This is a genomic window from Nocardioides xinjiangensis (genome assembly GCF_017916455.1).
Lineage (GTDB): Bacteria > Actinomycetota > Actinomycetes > Propionibacteriales > Nocardioidaceae > Nocardioides > Nocardioides xinjiangensis.
The window spans coordinates 144,696-167,908 of sequence record NZ_JAFMSY010000001.1 but is presented as its reverse complement, the minus strand read 5'-3'; the positions used below and the strand labels follow the sequence as shown (position 1 = coordinate 167,908).

Genomic DNA, 23,213 nt, shown 5'->3' with positions numbered 1-23,213 from the left:
GCGCCGCCTAGCGGACGGGGCCGGCGGCCACCGCGAGGGCCGAGGCGACCATGTGGTCGCGCACCTGCTCGGCGGTGATGCGGCTGATGCGCGGCACGCCCGGGGCCTCCTCCGAGACCAGCATCGCCACGCGGCCGAGCTGGAGCGTGCCGAGACCGCTGGCGTACAGCATGTTGGCGAGCAGCCCGGGGTCCTCGACGTGGAAGTCGCCGCTCTCCGCGCCGGCGGTGATCGCCCGGGTGAGGACCGACAGGCAACCGCCGATGGCCTGCCCGAGGCGGTACATCGCGGACTCGCTGACCTCCTCGAGGAGGTCGCCGCCGGGGCGCCGCATGATCGCCTGGGCGCAGTCGACGAACGCGGGGTGGGCGAGGCCGTAGTCGACGAACGCCTCCACGAGGCGTACGAGCTGCCTGCGCGGCTCCACCGTGCCGGCGGCCGCCTCCTCGAGCGCCACCCGCAGCTCGTCGAGGTACTGCACGAGGGTGAGGCTGAACAGCTCCTCCTTGCTCGTGAAGTGCCGGTAGATGATCGCGCGGTTGATGCCCACCGCCTTGGCGATGTCCTCGATCTGCGCGTCGCGGACGCCGCGCTCGTCGAAGAGGCGCCGGGTGGCCGAGATGATCTCCGTCTCCCGCTGCCGACGCCGGACGGCCGCGGTGCTGCCGCGCCCGGGGACCGTCTCGGGCGTCGACTCGGTGCTCATGACGCCAGTCTAGGGAGGGTCGGGCCGGTGCCCGGGTGTGGTTCGATGCGGGCATGCGGTCGCCCGGAGCCCGTCGTGCCGTCGTCGTCTGGGTCCTCGCCGCCCTCGCCGCGGTGCTGTCGCCCCTCGTTGCGGTCGCCGCCGACGTCGGCGTCGGACGGTTCGCAGGCACGGCCCGGTTGCCCGGGTGCTCGGGCGCGGTGGCGCGCTGGCCGGCCGCGCTCGACACGGATCCCGCTGTCGTCCTGACCAACGGCCACTGCGTGCGCCGCCCGTTCCTCGGCGCCCGGGAGGTCCTGGTCGACGAGAGGCGGTGGACCCGGGTCGAGCTGCTCGACGGCCACGGCGACGTGGCCCGGACCGTCCGCGGCGTCCGGCTGCAGTACGCCACGATGTACCGCACCGACGTCGCGCTGCTGTCGCTGCGCGAGACGTACGCCGAGCTCGCCGGCGACGGCGTCACGCCGCTCACCCTGGCGAGCGACGGGCCGGCGCGCGGGGAGCGGGTCCGCATCCCGTCCGGCTACTGGACCGAGCAGCGCACGTGCGCGACCGCCGGCACGGCGTACCGGCTGCACGAGCGGACGTGGGACTGGTGGCACGCGATCCGGCTGCCGGCGCGCGACGGCTGCGCGATCCGCGGCGGCTACTCCGGCTCGCCCGTCGTGTCGCAGGACACCGGTCTCGTGGTCGGGATCGCGAACACCGCCTACGTCGGGGGCCGCCGCTGCGTCGACTCGGCGTGCGAGGAGGGGCGGCGCGGCCGGGTGCGGATGGTGAGGGACATGAACTACGGCCAGCAGACCTGGCTCCTGCTCACCTGCCTCGACGCGGGGCGGACGTTCGACCTGGACACGCCGGGGTGCCGGCTGCCGAAGCCGCCGCCCTGACTGCTGCGCCGGGGCGTCAACCCGCGGCGAGCGCGCGCACGGTCTCGATGGTGTCCGCCTCGTCGGGTCCCTTGTCGTCGCGGTAGCGCAGCACGCGGGCGAACCGCAGCGCGACGCCGCCGGGGTAGCGCGTCGAGCGCTGAAGGCCGTCGAAGGCGATCTCGACGACCTGGAGCGGCCGCACCTCGACGACGTAGCGGTCGCGGACGGTGCCGGGGGAGACGGCCAGCTCGGTGAACCGCTCGGTCTGCCAGGCCAGCATCTCGTCGGTCATGCCCTTGAACGTCTTGCCCAGCATCACGAACCCGGTCGGCGACGACGCGTCGCGCGCACCGAGGTGGATGTTGGAGAGCCATCCCTCGCGCCGCCCCGACCCCCACTCGACCGCGAGGACGACGAGGTCGAGGGTGTGCCGGGGCTTGACCTTCACCCAGGCCGAGCCGCGACGCCCGGCAGCGTACGGCGCGGACAGGTCCTTGAGCACCACGCCCTCGTGCCCCGACGCGACGGTCTCGCGGGCGAACTCGTCGGCGGCCCGCGAGTCGGCGGTGACGAGTCGGCGGACCCGGTGCCGCTCGGGCACCAGCGCGTCGAGCGCGGCGAGGCGCTCGTGGCCCGGGGCATCGAGCAGGTCGCGACCGTCGACGTGGAGCAGGTCGAAGAAGTGGGGAGTGACGGCGACGCCCGTGTCCTGCGCGGTCCGGCTCGCGGTGTCCTGGAACGCCAGGGGCCGGCCGTCCTCGGACAGCGCGAGCGCCTCCCCGTCGAGGACGAAGCGCTCCGCCGCGAGTGACCGGGCGACCTCGACGACCTCGGGCAGGCGACCTGTGATGTCGTCGAGGCTGCGGGTCACGACGAGCACGTCGTCGCCGTCACGGTGCACCTGGATCCGGATGCCGTCGAGCTTGGCGTCGACGGCCACCTCCGTGGCCCCGTCGGCGGAGAGACCCGCCATCGCCGTCGCGACGTCGGGCGCGCTGGACGCGAGCATCGGCATGATCGGGCGGCCGACCTCGAGCCGGATCGCGGCCAGCGCCTCCTCGCCCGCGAACGCCGCCCCCGCCGCCGCGACGGTCGAGCCCGCCAGCATCGCGGCACGGCGCACGGCGGCGAGCGGCACTCCCGCCACCAGCGCCACCGCCTCCTGGGTGACCGCGTCGAGCGCCCCCTGACGGACGTTGCCGGTGACGATGGCGCGCAGCCAGGCCTGCTCGGCGGCCGTCGCGCGGCCGAACAGGGCGACCACGGCCTCCCTGCGGGCCAGCTGCGACCCGGCGCCGGCGAGGGCGGCCATCGCGTCGAACGCCTCGTGCACCTCGAGCACCGTCAGCGACGGCGCGTCGGCGGGGGCGGGCAGGTCGCTGACACCGCGCCAGCCGAGCCCGGTCCGTCGCTGGCGCAGCGTGCCGCCGAGGTAGGACACGACGACCTCGAGCTCGTCGGGCGACACCCGGCCGAGGAGCTCCGCGAGCGCGGCGACCTTGGCCTTGCGGGACCGTGTGGCGGCGACCGCGGCGGAGGTGGCGACGAGCTCGGCCAGCAGCATGCGCCCATCCTGCCGCCCGCCGCCGACAACGGCGCCCCCCGGACGGGCAGGATGGTCGCGTGAGCACCCCGGCCGCCTCCCTCTACGTCCCGCGGTTCAACGTGATGGACGCCGACGACGTGCGCCCGTTCGTCCGCGCCGTCGGCACCGCGCAGCTCGTCACGGTCGGCGCGGACGGCGTACCGGACGCGACGTTCCTGCCGGTGCTGTGGGAGGACGAGCTCCTCGTCGGCCACCTCGCCCGCGCGAACCCCCATTGGCGGCGCATCGTCGACGGGTCCCCGGCCCTGGCCGTCGTGACCGGTCCCGACGCCTACGTCAGCCCCTCCTGGTACGCCACCAAGGCGGAGCACGGCCGGGTCGTCCCGACCTGGAACTACTCCGTCGTCCACCTGCGCGGCCAGGTCTCGGTCCACGACGACCCGGAGTGGGTGCGGGGGATGGTCACGCGGCTGACCGACCGCCACGAGCAGCCGCGCGCCGAGCCGTGGGCGGTCACCGATGCGCCGGCCGACTACGTCGAGAAGAACCTCCGCCCCATCGTCGGGGTCGAGCTCGTCGTGGAGTCCGTGGAGGCGAAGGCCAAGCTGAGCCAGAACCGCTCCGAGGAGGACCGCGCCGGCGTGGCCCGCGGCCTCGCCGCCGAGGGCCGTGAGCCCGGGGGGCTGGTGCAGCCGTGAGGACCGGCCGGGTCCGGGAGCGCTTCACCGGCCGGATCGCCGGGGTCGGCAGCAGCAGCGGCGTCCGCGTGGTCGTCGGCCGCTGGGACGACTCGCCGTGGGGCCCCTTCGCCGACGTCATGGTCGAGGACGCCTCGGGCCACCGCGTCCTGCTGGCCCCCGACGACCGCGTGCGCCACTTCGTCGCGTCGACCTACTCCTTCGACGAGCACGTCATCGAGCCGGTGTCGGTCGAGGACACCCCTGCCGGCTGGCAGGTCACGACCCCGTCGCTGTCGCTCGGCCTCGAGGTGGGCGGCCGTACGCCGCTGGGCCTGCTGCTCGGCCTCGTGCCCGCGCGCGTCGCGACGGCACCGTGGTTCTGCACGCTGGCCGACCCCCTCGCGCGCGTCGTGCTGCGCGGCGTCCGGACGCGGGGGACGGCCGGCAACGACCGGCGCGAGTGGTACGGCGCGACGTCGGTCGCAGCGGTCACCAGGATCACCGGGGCCTGGCGGGGGACCGGCCTGGGTGTTCTCGCGTCCGTCGACCCGCCCTGCCGGTTCGGCTTCTCCAGCACGCCGAGGCGGCCCTCGGTGACACGCGTGGTGACCACGATCGAACTGCCCGGGTAGCGCCGCCGAGGACGACCGTCTGACGACGGACGCCTCGGCGGCGCCCCGCGTCACCGGCGGACGGTGAACCGCCACTTCTCGACGGTCCGGTTGCCGAGTGCGTCCTCCGCGACGAGGCGCACGGTGTGGCGGCCGCGGGACAGGACCCGGTCCGGCGTCCAGCTCAGCCGGCCGCGTCGCGCGTCGTAGCGCACGCCGCGCACCCGCGTGCCGTCGACGAACAGCCGCAGGCCGGCCGGGCGGACCTCGGAGTGCCTGTCCGTGACGAGCGCGCCGACCTTCGGCGTGCGGTCGCGGGTCGCCCCCGTCGGCGTGACCTTCCGGACCCGCGGCCCGGTCCGGTCGACCGTCCACGCGGCGGTCGCGGGCGTGGGGTCGACGCCGCCGGCGGTGACCGCCCGGACCCGCACCTCGTGCGCACCGTCGGCCAGGTCGCGGTAGGTGCGGGGCGAGGCGCACGCCTGGAACGCCGATCCGTCGAGCGAGCACTCGAACGTCGCTCCCGCAGCGCCCGGACCGGTCGCGGTGAACCCGATGGTCGCCGTCCTCGAGCGCGTGGTGTCGCGCGGAGCGACCGTGATCCGGGTGTCCGCGACGGGCTCGGCGGCCTTGGTGACCGTGACGGTCACCGTGGCGGTGTCGGTGTCGGCCTTGTCGGTGACGACGTAGTCGAACGCGTCGTCACCGGTGTACCCGGCGTCCGGGGTGTAGGTGACGGTGCCGTCGGCGCCGACGACCGCCGTGCCGTGCGCCGGCTTCGTCACCGACTCGACGGAGAGCTCGTCGCCCTCGTCGGCGTCGCTGTCGTTGGCCAGCACGTCGACGCGGACGGCCGTGCCCCGCTGCGTCGTCGCCCGGTCGTCGGTCGCCACCGGCGCGGTGTTGACCGGGGCGACCGGGTCCTCGCCGTCGACGGTGAAGCTGTCGAACGACACGACGTCACCGCTTTGCAGCACGCCCGCGGCGAAGACCCCGAACCGCGGCGCCACCACCGGGTTGCTGACCGTCCTGGGCATGTCCGCCCAGCTCGCTCCGTCGTCGAACGAGACCGAGCCGGTGTAGGTGCTCCCGGCCTTGACCAGGCGCAGGCGCACGTCGCTCAGGTCGGCGCCGGCCGGCACCACGATCTCGGGCTGCGGGTTGGCCCCGACGATGACGTCGCCGACCTCCGAGCGCAGCTCGAACCGGTTCGGCGCCGAGCGGCCGTCGTCGGAGATGGCCACGAGCTTGACGTAGTTCGCGTCGTCGCCGTAGGCCATCAGGCCGGCCTGGCTCCACCCACCGTCGAGGCCCCTCACGTCGGCCACCGTCTCGATGGTCCAGTCCGTGCCGGCGTGGTCGGGCGACTGCAGGACGAGGTTCGACTTGCTCGTCCCGCTCTGGTAGATCTCGCCCGTCGTGGTGGTGAGGTGCAGGCGCCCGTCGGCCACCTCGAGCAGGTCGGGGTCCTCGGCCACGATCGCGTTCCAGCGGCAGTCGTCGAGGGCGGCGCCCTCGAAGGTGTCGTCGGGGCTCTCGAGGTCGCAGTCCTCGAACACGGTCACGGCCACCGAGGCGGTGTCGCTGCCGCCGTTGCCGTCCTCCACCGTGTAGCTGAACGAGTCGGCGCCGGAGAAGCCGGCGTCCGGCGTGTAGCGGACGGTGCCGTCGTCGTTCACGGCGGTCGTCCCGTGCGCCGGGTCGGTGGCGCTGGCGACGGTGAGGTCGTCACCGTCCGGGTCGGTGTCGCCCACCAGGACCGGCACGTCGACCGGGGTGCCCTCCAGCGTCGTGGCGGAGTCGTCGTCGGCGACGGGCGCCCGGTTCTGGTCGGCGGGCTCGACGCGGAAGTAGTCGAACGTCGCCGTCCGGCCGGCCTGCTGGACGCCGAGGGCGAAGACCCCGAAGTCCATGTCGGCCGTCGGGTTGGAGACCGTGCCGACGGTCTGCCACTCGCCGCCGTCGAACGCCGCCTCACCGGTGTAGCTGTTCCCGGTCTTGGTCAGCCGCAGCCGGTACGACGTGACGTTGGCCGGTGCCGCCAGCTCGGGCTGCGGGTTGAGGATCGCGGCGTTCGACTCCGAGCGGAGCTCGATGCGGTTGATCCGGCCCGCGTTGGTGTCGCTGATCGGGTCGAGCTTGACGTAGTTGTCGTCGTCGCCGTAGATGATCAGCCCGCCCTGGGCGTAGCCGTCGGTGAACGTCGTCGACATCTTCGTCTCGATCGAGTAGTCCTCGGTCGTGTTGGTGTCGGACTGCAGGATGATGTTCCTCGTGCCCGACGGGTCGGATCCCTGGTACAGGTCACCCGTCGTCGCCGAGATCGTCAGCGCACCGTTCTCCACGTCGTACAGCGAGGCGTCCTCGCGCACGATCGCGTTCCAGCGGCACGTGTCCAGGGCGGTGCCGTCGAACTCGTCGGTCGGGTCCGCGGCCCCGGACGTGCCGTCCGGGTCGAAGCGGATCCAGTCGAACGTCGCCGTCGGGGTTCCCTGCGCGCCGCCGGAGACCGCCGCCGGACCGATCTTCGGGTCCGCGAACGAGCTCATCGGCGCCGGCCGGCCGACCGGCGAGAAGGTCTCGCCGTCGGTGGAGTACGACGCCCGCAGGTCCGTGCCGTCCGAGGTGAGCCGCACGTAGTAGGTCGTGGGGAAGCCCTCCGGGACACCTCCCAGCTTGTCCTCGGCGTTGTTGCGGGGCGAGCCCTGCGCCTCGTAGATGAACTCGACGTCGCGGTTCCCGCCCGCCGAGATGAGGTGGACCGAGGCCCAGTTCTCGTCGTCGGAGTAGACCCGCAGGCCGGCCTGCTGGTAGTTCTCCGAGACCACGGCGGTGACCTTCGCGGTGACCTGCCACGCGCCGTCCGGCGTCTGCTGGACGATGATGTCCTCGGCGTTGCCGCCGGGACCGTAGAGGCTGCCGCTGTTGATCGGCAGCTGCAGGCCGCCGTCCGCCACGCTCCACTCGCCGCTGTCGCGGATGACGTCCCACTTGCCGTCGAGCGAGCTGCCGTCGAACTCGTCGGACTGCTGCACGCCGCAGGCGTTGAGCACGCGGATCGGGACCGTCGAGTAGCCGCTGGCGCCGGACGGGTCGGTCGCGGTCAGGCGCGCGGTGTAGGTGCCCGGCTCGGTGTAGGTGTACTCGGCGTCGAGGCTGGTGGCGGTGTCGCCGTCACCGGGCACCCCGAAGTCCCACCGGTAGGTCAGCTCGTCGCCGTCGAAGTCCGACGCGGAGCCGGTGAAGTCGACGGTCAGCGGCGCGGTGCCCTGGGTGGGGGTGCCCTGTGCGCCCACCTGCGGCCTGGAGTTGACCGAGACGCCCTTGCCGGCTGCGTCGAAGAAGTTCACGTTGAACAGGCCCGTCGCGGAGGGGTTGGCGTTGGTGAACACCAGGAACAGCTCGTGCGAGCCCTGCTGCGCCGACTCAGCGATGTCCATGTCGACGAACTGCCACTGCTGCCAGCCGCCGGTCACGGGGACCGCGACCGACCCCGCCAGGGGTCCGGTCGGGCTGTCGAGTCGGGCCTCGATCGTGCCGCCGGCCCCGGCCGAGGCGACCCGGAAGCGCAGGCGCGGCACCTGCGACAGGCTGATCGGCGCGTAGGACACGTGGTCGCCGGCGTCGATGTTGGACAGGTTGCGCGCTCCGCCGAGCGGGTCGGTGGTCGCCTCGGTCTCGACGCCCTGGCGGGTGGTGGTGTGCTCGGCCTGCTTGCGCTTGGGCTGCAGCACGACCTCGTCCTCGCCGGTCAGCGTGCGGACGCCGTTGCCGCCCTCGTCGGTGTAGCTGGCGTTGATGACGCCGAAGATGTTGGCCGAGGCGTCGTGGCCCTCGTCCTGCACGGTCGGCAGGACGACGTCACAGCCGGTGCGCGAGCTGAGCGGGTGGCCGTGCGAGTCGTGGCCCAGGACGTAGTCGATCTCGACCCGGTCGCAGTCGATCGTCCCGTCCTCCGGGTCGCTCACGTTGACCTTCACCCGCACGGAGTCGCCGAACTCGAAGAAGCCGCCGTTGGGCGGGAGCTCGATCTCGACGCTCGGCCGGGTGTTGCCGACCGTGACGACCGCGGTGGCGACGCCGGTGCGGCCGGTGGAGTCGGTCACCGTCAGGCGGGCGTCGTACACCCCGACCTGGGTGTAGACGTGCGTCGGGTTGGCCTCGGTGGAGTCGACCGTGCCGTCGTTGTCGAAGTCCCAGGCGTAGCCCACGATCGAGTCGCCCTGGTCGGGGTCGCTCGAGCCCGCGCTGGAGAACTGCACCTCCAGCGGCGCCGCGCCGGAGTCGGGCGTGGCGGTGGCCGAGGCCGAGGGGGAGCGGGCGCCCTCGTTGATCGCGTTGATCTTGTAGACGGCCGAGTTCTCGTTGCCGGTGAAGTAGCCACCGTTGCCGTAGTCGAGGACGTAGAGGGAGCCGTCGGGACCGAACTCCATGTCCATCGCCGCGTAGAGCGTCATGGAGTCGAAGAACGGGTCGATGCCGGCCACGTCGCCCTCGGCGTCCATCGCGATGTCACGGATCCACCCGCGGGTCCACTCACCGGCGAAGAAGTGGTTGTCGAAGTACTCGGGGAACTTCACGTCCGAGTCGAGCTCGGGGTCGAAGTTGTACACCGGGCCGGCCATGGGGCCCTCGCCGCCGCCGCCGAACTCGCCGGTGGTGACGCCGTTGTAGGTGACGTTGCCGCCGTCGTACTTGATCCAGGCGGGCTGGGCCGGGGGCAGGTTGGTGAGGCCGGTGTTGCGGGGGCTGTTGTTGACCGGCGCCGAGCAGTCGAACTTCGGGCCGGTGGTGCCGGTCGCGAAGTTCCAGTCGTTGTAGGTCTCGGCCGCGGTGTTGGACCCGGTGCAGTAGGGCCACCCGAAGTTGCCCGCCTCGCGGATCTGGTTGAACTCCACGATGCCGCCGGGGCCGCGGTTGGGGTTGGCGCTGCCGGCGTCCGGACCGTACTCACCGAGGTAGACGTAGCCGGTGCGCTTGTCGACGGTCATGCGGAAGGGGTTGCGGAAGCCCATCGCGTAGATCTCGGGGCGGGTCTTGCCCTGGGTGTCCGACGCCTCGGGGAAGAGGTTGCCCGCCGGCACGGTGTAGCTCGCCGCCGTCGGGTCGGGGGTGATGCGCAGCACCTTGCCGCGGAGGTCGTTGGTGTTGGCCGAGCTGCGCTGGGCGTCGTACGCGGGGTTGCGGGTGGGTCGTTCGTCGAGCGGCGCGTAGCCGTCGGAGGCGAACGGGTTGGAGTCGTCGCCGGTGGACAGGTACAGGTTGCCGTCGGCGTCGAAGTCGATCGCACCGCCCGCGTGGCAGCAGATGCCCCGGTCCGCCTCGACGCGCAGCAGCTCCTGCTCGGTCGACGGGTCGAGGTCGTCGTCGACCATCTTCATCCGGGTCAGGACGTTGTAGCCCTTCCACGCCGCGAAGTCCTCGGCCGTGCCGTCGTTGGGGGCGTCGCCGCTCGGGGTGTCCAGCGGCGGGGCGTAGTAGAGGTAGACCCAGCCGTCCTCCTCGAAGTCGGGGCTGACCGTGACGCTCTGCAGGCCGTCCTCGTCGTGGGAGTAGATCGGCACGTCGTGCAGGAGGGTGGTGTTGCCCTCGAGGTCGGTGAGGAAGATGCGGCCGTCACGGGCGTTGTGCAGCACCCGGCCGTCGGGCAGGACCGAGATGCTCATCGGCTCCCCGACCTTGTCGACGCCCTTGGCGAGGGTGACCTGCTCGAAGGAGGCGTCGCCGGGCGGCACCGGCGTGCAGGCGTCCGGGGCCTGGCCGGCGGCGTACTGGATGCCGCCGAGCAGGTGCGTGCGGAAGAGCGGCTCGGAGAACGAGGCGTCGGTGTGGCCGCCGCCGGTGTAGAAGCTGCGGCCGCCGTCGAACTCCTGGTACCACGCGATCGGGTGGTCGTCGTCGGTGGCGTTGCCGTCGTTCTCGACGTACGTCGACTCGTCGAGCGTCGCCAGGACGTGGATGTCGGGGTCGACGCGCGGGCTGTAGTCGGGTCCGCCGCCGTTGACGACCGGGTTCTCCGGGGCCTGGAAGTTGTACCACTCGTCGGTGCGGGTCCACTTCTGCGGCAGCGCGCACGAGGAGGGGTGCTCCTGGTCCTCCACGTCGATGGTGGCGGTCGGGGTGCCGGCCGGGTGGCTCTGGAAGTACGCGCCGACCAGCTGGCCGTACCACGGCCAGGTGTACTCGGTGTCGGAGGCGGCGTGCACGCCGACGTAGCCGCCGCCGGCCTGGATGTAGTCCTCGAACGCCGCCTGCTGGCTGGCGTTGAGCACGTCGCTGGTCGTGGAGAGCCACACGACGGCCTCGTACTGCGCCAGGTTGGCCGCGGTGAACTGGGCGGCGTCCTCGGTGGCGTCGACGTTGAAGCCGTACTGCGCGCCGAGGCGCTCGATGGCCCGGATCCCCGCCCCGATCGAGCCGTGCCGGAAGCCGGTCGTCTTGCTGAAGACCAGGACGTCGTACGTCGGCGCCGCGAGGCTCGCGGCCGCGTCCCGAGCGGCGGCGCGAGCGTCTGCGGGCGGCGCGTCGGCCGGGTCGGGCCCGGCCGCGGACGCGGCGGCCGGCGCGACGGCCAGGCTTCCGCCGGCCACGGCGAGGGCGAGCGAGCTCGCGACGGTCCTGACGCGTGCCGCGGGTGAACGGAACCTGCTCATGCTGTCCTGCCTTCTGGTGACCTGGGGGCGTGGGGGCGAGTGCGAGTGGGTGCCGGGCCGGCCGGGTCGGCCGGGCCGGCCGGGTCGGCCGGGCCGGCCGGGTCGGGCGCCGGCGGCGGCCGGTGGCGACATCGGGCGGGCCCGGCGGGCCGATGCGGGGGCCGGGGACGCGCGCTCGCGCGGCGCGTCGGCGGCTGCAGCAGAGCGGCTCTGGCCATCGAGTCGGTCGCCCATCTCCCGAGGGGTCCCGGCGGCCCCGTGATGCACGTCACAGTAGGTACCGCGATTCGTCGACGTCAACACACAAGTGGCGCCACTTCGCGCGGTCCTTCGACAGAAGTTGCACCCGGCGGCTCAGAAAGTGCGAACCGCTCTCGAGCCGGCGCCGCTCCCGGCTGCGTCCCCTACCGCGGGGGCCCCGCGGAACCGGCGTGAACCGGCTCACGCCGCCTCGCTCGGGCCCGGCGCAGCGCCTGCCCCGGATTCGACATGGTCGCGTGATCGTGTTCTGGTGGATGGGCCGCAGGCAGTGCCCCTCGTCGGGGACGAGGCGCCTCCCGTCGCGAGGTGAGACGCGCCGCGGCCTCGACGCCCGACACGACGGCGTCGCGTCCGAGCGCCCCGGAGGCGCAGAACTCCCTGTGAGGTCCGAAGCACGTGCGTGCCACCACACCCGCCCTGTCCGCCCGGCTCCGAGGCGCCGCCGCCGGCACCGCCGCGGCCGCCCTGGCCCTGACCCTCGTTCCCGGCAGCGCCGCCGCCCAGCCGGACGCCGACCCGGTCGCCGTGCGCCTGAAGGTGGCGGACCAGCCCGCCGTCGAGGTCGCGAGCGCTCCCCGGGCGTGGCCCGGCCGGCTGCTCGAGGCCCACGGCGTCCCCGTGGACCGCAACGACCTGGTGGACGTCGTCCGCGACGGTCGTGAGGTGTCCGGCCCGCGCAAGCGCCTGCGGCAGGGCGACGTCGTACGCCTGACCGACGTGGTCAAGGAGCGCAAGACCAAGCGCGAGCGGGTTCGCGCCGGCACCGTCGAGGTGCACACCACGAAGCTCGCGCCCGGCCGCCGGAAGGTCGTGCGCCAGGGTCGGCCCGGCGTCCGCCGCGTCGTCGCGGTGAGGACGCTCCACAACGGCGAGCCGGTGAGGTACCGCGTCGTGAAGCGCACGGTCGTGAAGGACCCCCGGCCGCGTCGGGTCCTCGTCGGCCGCGAGCCGTACGCCGTCCCGGGTACCGCGGGACTCAACTGGGGCGCCCTCGCCAACTGCGAGTCGGGCGGCAACCCGCGCGCGGTGAACCCGGCCGGCTACTACGGGCTGTACCAGTTCGACCTCGGGACGTGGCGCAGCGTGGGCGGCACCGGTGTCCCGACCGCCGCCTCGGCCGGCGAGCAGACCTACCGCGCCAAGCTGCTCTACAAGCAGCGTGGGCGCTCCCCGTGGCCCACCTGCGGCCGGCTGCTCTGAGCGGGCGCGGGCGAACCCGGGGCAAGCTGCCTGCGGTGTGCGTGCTGTCGTCGGCTCACTCGCCGACGCGGGTGCGCACCTCGTAGAGCTCGGGGAAGAACGTCAGGTCCAGCGCCCGCCTGAGGAAGTCGACCCCGGACGACCCGCCGGTGCCGACCTTGTGGCCGATCACCCGCTGGACGACCTGCAGGTGCCGGAAGCGCCACTGCTGGAAGGCGTCCTCGATGTCGACGAGCTCCTCGCAGGTCTCGTAGACCCCCCAGTGCTCCGCCGGGGCGGCGTAGACGCCGGCGAAGAGGTCGACCAGCTCCTGGTCGGTCGCGTAGGGCTGCGACCAGTCGCGGTCGAGGAGCCGTCCGGGGACGGCGTACCCCTGGCGCGACAGGTACGCGAGGAACTCGTCGTAGAGCGACGGCTCGTGCAGGAGCTCCTCGAGCGCCGCCCGGGCCGCGCCGTCGTGGGCGTGCACCTTCACCATGTCGGCGTTCTTGTTGCCGAGCAGGAACTCGACCTCGCGGTACTGCGCGGACTGGAAGCCAGAGCTCGTGGCGAGGAAGGGCCGGATCTCGGCGTACTCGCTGGGCGTCAGCGTCGCGAGCACCGACCACTGGTCGGTGAGGGTGTGCTGGATGTGCTTGATCCGCGCCATCCGCTTGAGCGCGGGGGAGAGGTCGTCGGTGCGCAGCAGGGCGCGTGCCGAGCGCAGCTCGTGGATCATCAGCTTGAGCCACAGCTCGCTCGTCTGGTGCTGGATGATGAACAGCAGCTCGTCGTGCTGCGGCGGGTCGGAGAGCGGCTGCTGGGCCGAGAGGAGCACGTCGAGGCGGAGGTAGTCGCCGTAGGACATCGCCTTCGAGAAGTCCCGCTGGATGCCCTCCTCGAGGTCGCGCTTGATCGGTGAGTCGCCCATGAAGGGGACGGTAGTCGGTGTCCTCGTCTACCGTCGCACCCATGCCCCTCGCGACCACCGAGCTCACCCGCACCTGGGCGCCCGACTGGCCGTGCTCTCCCGCGCAGGTGCTGCGTCCGCAGCGGCGCGGGGCCGGCGACCCGACCCAGCGGCACGAGGACTCCGGCCGCATCTGGCGGGCGATGCGTACGCCGCTCGGGCCGGCGTCGCTGTGCGTGGAGGCGCGGCCGTCGGCCGGCGAGGTCGTGGGCCGGGCGTGGGGGCCGGGCGCGGAGTGGGCGCTCGACCGGATGCCCGCCCTGCTCGGCGCGAACGACGACCCGGAGGGCTTCGAGGCGCACCACCACCCCGAGGTGGCCGCCGGTTGGCGGACGCACCGGCACTGGCGCCTCGGCGCGACGGGCCTGGTGATGGAGTCGCTGGTGCCCTCGATCCTCGAGCAGAAGGTGACCGGCAAGCAGGCCTTCGGCTCCTTCCGCGAGCTCGTGCGTCGCCACGGCGAGCCGGCGCCCGGCCCGGTCGCGTCGCTGCGGCTCATGGTCCAGCCGACGCCCGAGACGATCGCCGCCATCCCGTCGTGGGAGTGGCTGCGGCTCGGCGTCCAGCCCGCGCAGTCCCGCACGGTCGTCAACGCCTGCCGGCTGGCGGCCTCGATCGAGCGCGTCGCCGAGCTGCCCGTCGAGGAGGCAGACCGGCGCCTGCGCTCGATCCGCGGCATCGGCGTGTGGACCAGCGCCGAGGTCCGTCAGCGCGCGCTCGGCGACCCCGACGCGGTGAGCTTCGGTGACTACCACCTCGCCAACTGGGTGGGGTGGGCGCTGGTCGGACGCGACATCACCGACGACGAGATGGCCGAGATGCTCGAGCCCTACCGCCCCCAGCGGGGGCGCGCTGCCGCGATGGCGATCGCGGGCGGCCGTGCCCGCCCCCGGCGCGGCCCGCGGATGAGCGTGCCGACGCACCTGCCGACGCGCTGAGCCCCGCTCCCGGGCGGGCGGCGGTGCGTGAGGCAGCTTTCGGGGCTGCAGAACCTGCGCCACGCACCGCTCGGCCTCGTTTCGCTCTGGCGGCGGTGCGTGAGGCAGCTTTCGGGGCTGCAGAACCTGCGCCACGCACCGCTCGGCCGGGCTTCGAGCTGGCGGCGGTGCGTGAGGCAGCTTCTGGGGCTGCAGAACCTGCGCCACGCACCGCTCGGCCGGGCTTCGAGCTGGCGGCGGTGCGTGAGGCAGCTTCCGGGACTGCAGAACCTGCGCCACGCACCGCTCAGGCCTCGCGGCGGTGAGTGAGAGCCGGCTCGAGCGGTCCAGACCCCCCGCAAATGGTGTCGCCGCCGTCCGGACGGCGGGAGTAGCGTCGAGCGGACGGGTGAAGGCTGTGAGGGAGGCCGCCATGGGCGACGTCGATCCTGTCCTGCTGCTGGCCACGACCGACGCGACCTCGCGCGAGGTGATCGGCTCGGAGCTGCGACGCCGCTACGGCGGCGACTACGAGGTCGTCGTCTGCGCCGACTACGCGCACGCGCGGGCGGTCCTGGAGGGGCTGCGCCGGTGGGAGCGCCAGGTCGCGCTCGTCATCGCCTGCTTCGGCCCGGACGACCGCGACGGGCTCGACTTCCTGCGCCGGGCGTACGCGTTGCACCCCTCGGCCAAGCGCGCCATCGCCGCGATCTGGGGCGACTTCGCGAGCACGCGCGACGTCTTCACGGCCATCGGCCACGGCCACGCCGAGCTCGTGCTGCTGCGGCCGGAGCGGCGCCGCGACGAGGAGTTCCACGGCGCGATCACGGACGCGCTGGACGACTGGCACCTGGCGCAGGGCATCGGGTTCGAGGCGGTGCGCATCATCGGTGAGCAGCGCGACGAGCGCACTCACGCGCTGCGCGACCAGTTCGGCCGCAACCACATCCCGGTCGGCTTCCACCAGGCCGGCACGGAGTCGGCCACCCGGCTCCTCGACGGGCTGGGCCTGCGCGACCCCGAGCTCCCGGTGCTGCAGCTCGCGTTCACGAATCCGCCGACGACGCTGGTCGCGCCCACCGACCTCGAGATCGCCGACGCGTTCGGCCTGATGTCGCCGCTGTCCGACGACCGCGTCTACGACGTCGTGGTCGTCGGCGCCGGCCCCAGCGGGCTCGCCGCCGCCGTCTACGCCTCCTCCGAGGGCCTGTCGACGATGGTGGTCGAGCAGTCCGCCGTGGGCGGCCAGGCCGGCACGTCCTCGCTGATCCGCAACTATCCCGGCTTCTCCCGCGGCGTCAGCGGCGCGCACCTGGCGTTCCGGTCCTTCCAGCAGGCGTGGTCGTTCGGCAGCGAGTACTTCTTCCTGCGTCAGGTCCAGGCGCTGGGCACGGACGGCCCGCTGCGCACGGTCGGGATGTCCGACGGCAGCGTGGTGCGCGCCCGCAGCGTCGTGGTCGCCACCGGCGTCGACTACCGGCTCCTCGACGTGCCCTCCCTCGACGCGCTCGTCGGACGCGGCGTGTTCTACGGCGCTGCGGTGTCGGAGGCGCCGTCGATGGCCGGGCAGGAGGTGTACGTCGTGGGCGGCGGCAACTCGGCCGGGCAGGCGGCGCTCCACCTGGCCCGCTACGCGCGGCAGGTGACGCTGCTGGTACGCGGGTCCTCGCTCGCCGCCAGCATGTCGGAGTACCTCGTCTCCCAGCTGGAGGCGACCCGCAACGTCGCCATCCGCTACCGGACGGCGGTGCTCGACGGGCGCGAGGAGGACGGCTGCCTGGCCCGGCTGACGCTGGGCGACCCGCACGGAGCGACGGGCGCCGAGGAGGTGGCGGCCGGCGGACTGTTCGTGCTCATCGGGTCGGTCCCGCGGACCTCCTGGCTGCCTGCGGAGGTCGCGCGCGACGAGGCCGGCTTCGTCCGCACGGGCGAGGACGGACGGCTGCCGCTGGAGACCACCATCGACGGCGTCTTCGCTGTCGGCGACGTGCGCGCCGGCTCGATCAAGCGGGTGGCGACCGCCGTCGGCGACGGGGCGACCGTGATCGCGCTGCTCCACGGCTACCTCGCCGCGCACCCGGCGCCCGCCGGCGCACCGTGAGCCGGCGGCGGGCGCGACGCGACGCCCCTGTCGCGCCGTCGATGCGGGCGCTGCTGCTGGTCGCGGCCCTCCTCGTCTTCCTCGCCGGGCTGCAGCTGACCGTCTTCACCACGCGGACCGCGGACTGGTTCGCCTGGACGATCGACGTGCCGATGACCGCCGTGTTCCTGGGGGCGGCCTACTGGTCGAGCGCCGTGCTCGAGGTCGCCGGCGCCCGGTCGCCCGGGTGGGGCCGCGCGCGGCTGACGGTGTGGACGGTGCTGGTCTTCACGACCCTGACGCTCGTCGTCACGCTGGTCCACCTCGAGAGGTTCCACCTCGGAGCCGGGCACCCGACCAGCGCACGGCTCGTCACCTGGGGGTGGCTCGCGATCTACGCCGGCGTGCCGGTGGCGATGGTCCTCGGGCTGGTAGTGCAGGCGCGGGTCCCGCGGGGCCCGGACGTCGTACGCACCTCGCTGCCGGCGGCGCTGCAGTGGCTGCTGGTGCTGCTCGCGCTGGTCCTCGTCGGCACGGGCGTCGCCCTGCTCGCGGCACCGGAGCGGGCGAGCGAGGTGTGGGCGTGGCCGCTGACCCCGCTGACGGCACGCGCCGTCGGTGCCTGGCTCGTCGGGCTCGGCTGGGCGGCGGCGCACGCCCGGCTGGTCGACGACGCCGGCCAGGTGCGCCCGCTCGGCTGGACCGGCGCCGCCTTCGTGGTGCTGCAGGTGGTCGCCCTCGCCCGCCACGGTGACGCGCTCGACCGCACCGGCTGGCAGGCGGCGGCGTACGTCGCGGCGCTGGCGTGGATCGCCGTCGTGTCGGCGTGGATCCTCGCGCTCAGAGGAGGGGGCGCAGCGGTGCGAGGAAGTTCTCGGTGAACTTGCGGTTGAGGTCGCGTGCCTCCCACTCCGACAGGGTCAGCTCGAGGCAGTTGGCCTCGTCGGTGCGGAACACGTCCTCCATCACCTCCGCGAACGCCGGGTCGATGACCTCGAGGTTGACCTCGTAGTTGCCCTGGAGGCTGAGCCGGTCGATGTTGGCGGTGCCGACCGTCGCCCAGCTGCCGTCGATGGTGGCGGTCTTGGCGTGCACCATCGCGTCCTTGAAGCGCAGGATCCGTACCCCGGCCGCGAGCAGCTGGCCGAAGTAGCCGCGCGAGATCCAGTCGGCGACGACGTGGTTGGACTTCAGCGGCAGCAGGATCCGTACGTCGACGCCCCGCCGCGCTGCGTCGGCGAGACAGTCCACGAAGTCCTGGTCGGGCAGGAAGTAGGCGGTGGTGAGCCAGACGTTGCGGCTGGCCCGGCTGATCGCCTCGAGGTACATGCTGCGGATCGGGAAGCTCCACTGCCGCGGGATGTTCTTGTGGATGCGGATCTGCGGGTCCCAGTCGGAGGCGGTCTCCAGCAGCAGCGGCCGGTCGTTGCGACGGATCCGGTGCCGGCGGTTGAGGTTCCAGAAGTCGGCGAAGGCGCGCTTCATGTCCCACACCCCGGGCCCGGTGATGCGGACGTGCGTGTCCCGCCACTCGGTGGCGTAGGCGGAGCCGACGTTGTAGCCGCCGAGGAAGCCGACCTCCTCGTCGACGACCAGCATCTTGCGGTGGTTGCGGCCGTAGCCGCGCAGGTTCCAGAAGCGCAGCCCCGCGGTCCAGACCGGGTAGCGCAGCACCTTGAGCTTCGGCGAGAAGCGCTTGAAGGCGGGGGAGACGACCATGTTGGCGAAGCCGTCGTAGATGCAGTGGACGTCCACGCCGCGGTCGGCGGCCGCGGTCAGGGCGGTCTTGAACTTCCACCCGATCTCGTCGCCCTTCCAGATGTAGGTCTCGAAGAGGATCTGCTTCTTGGCGCCGTCGATCGCGGCCAGCATGTCGTCGTAGAGGTCGCGGCCGAACGTGTACGTCGTGATCTCCCCGTCGCCGACCGGGACGGTCCGCGGCCCGGTGACGGGGAACGGCTTCGGCCTCTTGCCGCGGCGGCGGTATGAGTCGACCAGGGACAGGGCGACCGCGAACCCGATCTGGAGCCCGAGCAGCGTGAGCAGGGTGCGCCGGACAGCGGTCAGCGTTCGGGCGACGGTCACGGGCACAATGTAGCCAGCGGCCCGGCCCGGGGCGTCGAGGCCCGGCGGAGGGCCGGGTCCCCGGGCGCACCCGAACGGGAGGACCCGCTGTCGGTGGCTCCGCGTACGCTCGAGGCATGCGTCCAGTCACCGATCTCCAGCGCCGGGTGGCCCCCTTCAAGGTGGTGTCCGACTACGAGCCCTCCGGCGACCAGCCGGCGGCGATCAAGGAGATCGTCGGCCGGATCCAGGGCGGCGAGAAGGACGTCGTCCTCCTCGGCGCGACCGGCACGGGAAAGACCGCCACCGTCGCGTGGGTGGCCGAGCAGCTGCAGCGTCCGGTCCTCGTGCTCCAGCCCAACAAGACCCTGGCCGCGCAGTTCGCCAACGAGCTGCGCCAGCTGTTCCCCCACAACGCCGTCGAGTACTTCGTCTCCTACTACGACTACTACCAGCCCGAGGCCTACGTCCCCCAGACCGACACCTACATCGAGAAGGACTCCTCGATCAACGAGGAGGTCGAGCGGCTGCGGCACAGCGCCACCAACAGCCTCCTCACGCGACGCGACACGATCGTGGTCTCGACGGTGTCCTGCATCTACGGCCTCGGCACCCCGCAGGAGTACGTCGACCGCATGCTGCGGCTCAAGGTCGGCGAGGAGCACGACCGCGACTCCGTGCTGCGCCGGCTCGTGGAGATCCAGTACACCCGCAACGACATGTCCTTCACCCGCGGCACCTTCCGGGTGCGCGGCGACACCCTCGAGATCTTCCCGGTCTACGAGGAGCTCGCCATCCGCGTGGAGTTCTTCGGCGACGAGGTCGAGCGGCTGATGACGCTGCACCCGATCACCGGCGAGGTGGTCTCGGACGACACCGAGCTCCACGTGTTCCCTGCCACCCACTACGTCGCCGGGCCGGAGCGGATGGAGCGGGCGATCCGGGGCATCGAGCTCGAGCTCGACGACCAGCTCGCGGCGTTCGAGAAGCAGGGCAAGCTGCTCGAGGCGCAGCGCCTGCGAATGCGCACGACCTACGACGTGGAGATGATGCGCCAGGTCGGCTCCTGCTCCGGGATCGAGAACTACTCGATGCACATGGACGGCCGCACGCGCGGCAGCGCCCCGAACACCCTCCTCGACTACTTCCCCGAGGACTTCGTGCTCGTCATCGACGAGTCCCACGTCGCGGTGCCGCAGATCGGCGGCATGTACGAAGGCGACATGTCGCGCAAGCGCAACCTCGTCGACCACGGGTTCCGGCTCCCGAGCGCGATGGACAACCGCCCGCTGCGGTGGGAGGAGTTCGTCGACCGGATCGGCCAGACGGTCTACCTGTCGGCCACGCCGGGCAACTACGAGCTCGACCGGGTGGGGGGCGTGGACAACACGGTCCAGCAGATCATCCGCCCGACCGGCCTGGTCGACCCCGAGGTCGTGGTGAAGCCGACCAAGGGCCAGATCGACGACCTGATCCACGAGATCCGCACCCGCGCCGACAAGGGCGAGCGGGTGCTGGTCACGACGCTGACCAAGAAGATGTCGGAGGACCTCACCGACTACCTCCTCGACGCCGGCATCCGCACCCGCTACCTCCACTCCGAGGTCGACACCCTCAAGCGCATCGAGCTGCTCCGCGACCTGCGCCTCGGCGAGTACGACGTGCTCGTCGGCATCAACCTCCTGCGCGAGGGCCTCGACCTCCCCGAGGTGTCGCTGGTGTCGATCCTCGACGCCGACAAGGAGGGCTTCCTGCGCTCCGACAAGTCGCTCATCCAGACCATCGGCCGTGCCGCGCGCAACGTGTCCGGCCAGGTCCACATGTACGCCGACAAGATCACGCCGTCGATGGAGTCGGCCATCGACGAGACCAACCGTCGTCGTGCCATCCAGGTCGCCTACAACGCCGAGCACGGCATCGACCCGCAGCCGCTGCGCAAGAAGATCGCCGACATCACCGAGATGCTCGCGCGCGAGGACGAGACCACCCAGGAGCTGCTGAAGACCTGGGCCGACGTCGGGCAGAAGGGGCGCGCTGGCGGCGTCAAGGCGGGCAAGTCGCCGACGCCCGCGCTGTCGAAGATCCACTCCGAAGCCCCCGACACCGCGGCCATCCCGAGCAGCGACCTCGCCGAGCTCATCCAGGGCCTGACCGACCAGATGAAGGCGGCCGCGGCAGAGCTGCAGTTCGAGGTGGCGGCGCGGCTGCGCGACGAGATCTCGGAGCTCAAGAAGGAGCTGCGGCAGATGATGGAGGCCACCAGGTGAGCGTCGGCGCGTGGCGAGGCGGCGTGCTGCCGGAGTCGCTACCGTCTGGCCCATGAGCACTCCCATCGACCTCGGCCGCCCCGTCTCCGGCAACGTCATCGACCTCATCCTCGAGGACCACCGCCGGTTCGAGTCCCTGATGCGCCAGCTGCGCGACAGCAGCTCCGACCGCGACGCCGTGCGCAAGGGCCTCGCCGCGCTGCACGTCGCGCACGCCGAGGCGGAGGAGAAGCACGTCTACCCCAAGCTGCGGCGCAAGCACGCGATCACCGCGCACGAGGCGGAGCACGGCGAGGAGGAGCACGCCGAGGGCCACGAGGCGATGCTCAAGGTGCTCGAGCTCAAGCGCACCGACACGCAGGCCTTCGACGACGCCGTCGAGGAGCTCGCGACCGCGCTCAACCACCACCTCACCGAGGAGGAGCTGACGATCCTCAACCCGGCGCGCGAGGAGATCTCCGAGAAGGTCCTCGACCAGCTCGGCGCCGAGTTCGCCGCCGAGCGCAACGCCCAGCTCGACGCCGACTGCGGCAGCATCGACAACGTCCGTCGCCTCGTCGAGGCGGCCGAGCGCGAGGGACTCCTCGACGACGAGGACGACGAGGACTCGGACGACTGAGCTCGCCGGGCGGCGCCGGCCGCTCGGGCGGCTAGCGCCGCCGCATCATGGTGAGGCCGACCATCCGCGAGACGACCATGGCGATGTAGAAGACCCCGACCATCATCTCGACCATCACCACGGCCCGGGCCTGCTCACCGACGGCGACGACGTCGGACAGCCCGACGCTGGTCAGCACCGAGAAGGACAGGTAGAGCAGCTCGAACCACGCCCGGCCGAATCCCTCGGCGTTGCTGAACGAGTCCGCCCACACGACCTGGACCACGGAGAACACGTAGGCGAAGCCCCACGCCACCACGGTGAACGCGGCGCCCGTGGCGTAGTACTCGTCCGTGGTGACCTCCTCGTCGTGGAACAGGTAGCGCAGCATCGCGTAGGAGACGTAGAAGTAGAACGGCGCGTGCAGCAGTCCCGACGTGAGCACGATCGGGTCCGTCTCCGGGAACACCGCCTCCAGCAGGGTCAGCACCATCGCCGGTGCGCCCAGGATGAGCACGACGCGGCTGACGTTGGGCGTGCGCCGGACGGCCAGCACCGCCGACCCCACCGCGAGCATGCCGATGACGCCCAGGAAGGCCCGCCCGACCGTGGAGTCGTCGAGGAAGGGCCACGCCAGCACCTGCAGCAGCTGGGCGCCCAGGAGCATCGCGGACGGGTGCGCTGTCAGTTGTCGAAACGGCCGGGTCACGACAACGGAGTCTAGGGAGCCGGGTGCGCCGCGTGGTGGAGGTCCGGCTGGGCTAGGTTCGCAGGGTGGGCGGACGGTCTGGGAGCTGGCTGGGCGGGGCGCTGGCGGTCGTGCTCGTCGGGCTGCTGGTCGCCATCGGGCTGGTCATGTCGTCGCGCGACGCCGTCGACGAGCCGCTGACGGCCGCCCAGCAGGACGTGGCGGCAGCGGCCCGGGCCGAGGCGCTCGCCTTCCTCACCGTCGACCACCAGGACATGGACCCGCTCGTCGAGGCGGTGCTGGCGGGCGCGACGGGGGAGTTCGCGGAGGAGTACCGGTCCCAGCGCGACACCCTCGTCAGCGAGGCCGAGCGCACCGAGGCGGTCTCCACGCCCGAGGTGGTCGCCCTCGGCGTGGGCGACCAGGACGACGACGCGGCCACCGTCCTGGTCGCCGCGAACAGCACGGTCACCAACACCGGCACCGACGCCCGGGGCGAGGTCCGGTACTACCGGCTCCGGATGCGGCTGGTGCGCGAGGGTGGGCGGTGGCTGACCAGCGACGTGGAGTTCGTGCGATGACGTCGCGACGCTGGGTGGCGGGACTGGCGGTGCTGGTGTGCGCCGCAGCGCTCGCCCTCACGTGGCTGCTGACAGGTACGGGCGGCGACGTGGGTCGCGCGGTGAGCAGCGCTGACTCCGCGGACGCGACCGTGGCGTCGGCGGCGGTCAAGGACGAGGTGCGCTACGTCGCCGCCGAGGCGACGCGGGCGGCGTACAGCTACTCGTGGGAGACCCTGGAGGACGACAAGGCCGCGGCCCGGCGCCTGATGACGCCGGCGATGCGGGACCGCTACGACCGGACGATGGCCGGCGTCGCGACGACGAGCCGGCGCGACCGCACGGTCGTCTCCGCCGACGTGGTCGACACCGCGCTGGTGACCGCCACGGCGCGGGCCGCCCGGGTGCTGGTGTTCGTCAACCAGCGCACCTCCGGCGCCGACCTCGCCGAGCCGAGGCTCGACCTCGACCGCGTGCTGGTGTCGCTGGAACGCGCCGGCGGCGGCGACGACGGGTGGAGGGTCAGCGAGCTCGACGCGCTGTGACAGCGCGCGTCGACCC

General features: G+C 72.6%; 17 protein-coding genes. 11 read left to right on the top strand and 6 right to left on the bottom strand.

The genetic code is table 11. The features are described 5' to 3' along the window. Positions 1-7 precede the first annotated feature (7 nt). The gene (locus J3P38_RS00810) at positions 8-706 is read right to left on the bottom strand and encodes a TetR/AcrR family transcriptional regulator (protein ID WP_210502384.1); all 699 of its coding nucleotides are present in this window, start codon (positions 704-706) and stop codon (positions 8-10) included. A gap of 53 nt (positions 707-759) precedes the next feature. On the opposite strand from J3P38_RS00810, the gene J3P38_RS00805 reads away from it, so the two are divergent. Continuing rightward, on the top strand, positions 760-1,596 hold the full coding sequence (locus J3P38_RS00805; protein WP_210502383.1) for a S1 family peptidase: 837 nt from the start codon (positions 760-762) through the stop codon (positions 1,594-1,596). Between the two features lie 16 nt (positions 1,597-1,612). On the opposite strand, the gene J3P38_RS00800 is transcribed toward J3P38_RS00805, so the two are convergent. Next, complete coding sequence (locus J3P38_RS00800; RefSeq protein ID WP_210502382.1) at positions 1,613-3,142, bottom strand: ATP-dependent DNA ligase; 1,530 nt, start codon at positions 3,140-3,142, stop codon at positions 1,613-1,615. A 59-nt stretch (positions 3,143-3,201) separates the two neighbouring features. Between J3P38_RS00800 and J3P38_RS00795 the strand changes: the two genes are divergently transcribed. Continuing rightward, the gene (locus tag J3P38_RS00795) at positions 3,202-3,822 is read left to right on the top strand and encodes an FMN-binding negative transcriptional regulator (RefSeq protein ID WP_307807627.1); all 621 of its coding nucleotides are present in this window, start codon (positions 3,202-3,204) and stop codon (positions 3,820-3,822) included. Continuing rightward, positions 3,819-4,436, top strand: coding sequence for a hypothetical protein (locus J3P38_RS00790; RefSeq protein WP_210502381.1), 618 nt, complete (start codon positions 3,819-3,821; stop codon positions 4,434-4,436). The genes J3P38_RS00795 and J3P38_RS00790 overlap by 4 nt, the downstream gene beginning before the upstream one ends. 50 nt (positions 4,437-4,486) lie before the next feature. On the opposite strand, the gene J3P38_RS00785 is transcribed toward J3P38_RS00790, so the two are convergent. Next, entirely contained in the window at positions 4,487-11,068 is a 6,582-nt protein-coding gene (locus tag J3P38_RS00785; RefSeq protein WP_210502380.1) for a ThuA domain-containing protein, read from the bottom strand. 657 nt (positions 11,069-11,725) lie between these two features. On the opposite strand from J3P38_RS00785, the gene J3P38_RS17975 reads away from it, so the two are divergent. Continuing rightward, positions 11,726-12,529 carry a resuscitation-promoting factor gene (locus tag J3P38_RS17975; RefSeq protein WP_307807626.1) on the top strand — a complete coding sequence of 268 codons (804 nt, stop codon included), beginning with the start codon at positions 11,726-11,728 and terminating at the stop codon, positions 12,527-12,529. 55 nt (positions 12,530-12,584) lie between these two features. Here the strand turns inward: J3P38_RS17975 and kynA are convergent, their stop codons facing one another. Then, on the bottom strand, positions 12,585-13,439 hold the full coding sequence (gene kynA, locus J3P38_RS00775; protein ID WP_210502379.1) for a tryptophan 2,3-dioxygenase: 855 nt from the start codon (positions 13,437-13,439) through the stop codon (positions 12,585-12,587). Positions 13,440-13,480: 41 nt separating this feature from the next. Here kynA and J3P38_RS00770 point away from each other — a divergent pair, with 41 nt between their 5' ends. The 3 genes from J3P38_RS00770 (at position 13,481) to J3P38_RS00760 (ending at position 17,356) form a co-directional block, all read left to right on the top strand. After that, positions 13,481-14,416: a DNA-3-methyladenine glycosylase family protein gene (locus J3P38_RS00770; RefSeq protein ID WP_210502378.1), complete on the top strand. Its 936-nt coding sequence runs from the start codon at positions 13,481-13,483 to the stop codon at positions 14,414-14,416. A 412-nt stretch (positions 14,417-14,828) separates the two neighbouring features. Then, on the top strand, positions 14,829-16,496 hold the full coding sequence (locus J3P38_RS00765) for an FAD-dependent oxidoreductase (RefSeq protein ID WP_210502377.1): 1,668 nt from the start codon (positions 14,829-14,831) through the stop codon (positions 16,494-16,496). 41 nt (positions 16,497-16,537) lie between these two features. Further along, positions 16,538-17,356 (top strand): hypothetical protein, encoded by an 819-nt coding sequence (locus J3P38_RS00760; RefSeq protein WP_210437753.1) that lies wholly within the window; start codon positions 16,538-16,540, stop codon positions 17,354-17,356. Here J3P38_RS00760 and J3P38_RS00755 read toward each other — a convergent pair. Next, positions 17,316-18,560, bottom strand: a complete 1,245-nt coding sequence (locus J3P38_RS00755; protein ID WP_307807625.1) for a phospholipase D-like domain-containing protein — start codon at positions 18,558-18,560, stop codon at positions 17,316-17,318. The genes J3P38_RS00760 and J3P38_RS00755 overlap by 41 nt on opposite strands. Before the next feature lie 116 nt (positions 18,561-18,676). Here J3P38_RS00755 and uvrB point away from each other — a divergent pair, with 116 nt between their 5' ends. Both uvrB and J3P38_RS00745 read left to right on the top strand, forming a co-directional pair. Further along, positions 18,677-20,806, top strand: a complete 2,130-nt coding sequence (gene uvrB / locus J3P38_RS00750) for an excinuclease ABC subunit UvrB (RefSeq protein ID WP_210502376.1) — start codon at positions 18,677-18,679, stop codon at positions 20,804-20,806. Positions 20,807-20,858: 52 nt separating this feature from the next. After that, the gene (locus tag J3P38_RS00745) at positions 20,859-21,425 is read left to right on the top strand and encodes a hemerythrin domain-containing protein (RefSeq protein ID WP_210437748.1); all 567 of its coding nucleotides are present in this window, start codon (positions 20,859-20,861) and stop codon (positions 21,423-21,425) included. Between the two features lie 31 nt (positions 21,426-21,456). Here J3P38_RS00745 and J3P38_RS00740 read toward each other — a convergent pair whose 3' ends face one another. After that, positions 21,457-22,113, bottom strand: a complete 657-nt coding sequence (locus J3P38_RS00740; RefSeq protein WP_307807623.1) for an ion channel — start codon at positions 22,111-22,113, stop codon at positions 21,457-21,459. Positions 22,114-22,178: 65 nt separating this feature from the next. Here J3P38_RS00740 and J3P38_RS00735 point away from each other — a divergent pair, with 65 nt between their 5' ends. Both J3P38_RS00735 and J3P38_RS00730 read left to right on the top strand, forming a co-directional pair. After that, positions 22,179-22,673 (top strand): hypothetical protein, encoded by a 495-nt coding sequence (locus J3P38_RS00735; protein WP_210502375.1) that lies wholly within the window; start codon positions 22,179-22,181, stop codon positions 22,671-22,673. Beyond that, entirely contained in the window at positions 22,670-23,197 is a 528-nt protein-coding gene (locus J3P38_RS00730; RefSeq protein ID WP_210502374.1) for a hypothetical protein, read from the top strand. Before J3P38_RS00735 ends, J3P38_RS00730 begins: the two co-directional genes overlap by 4 nt. Positions 23,198-23,213: the final 16 nt, after the last annotated feature.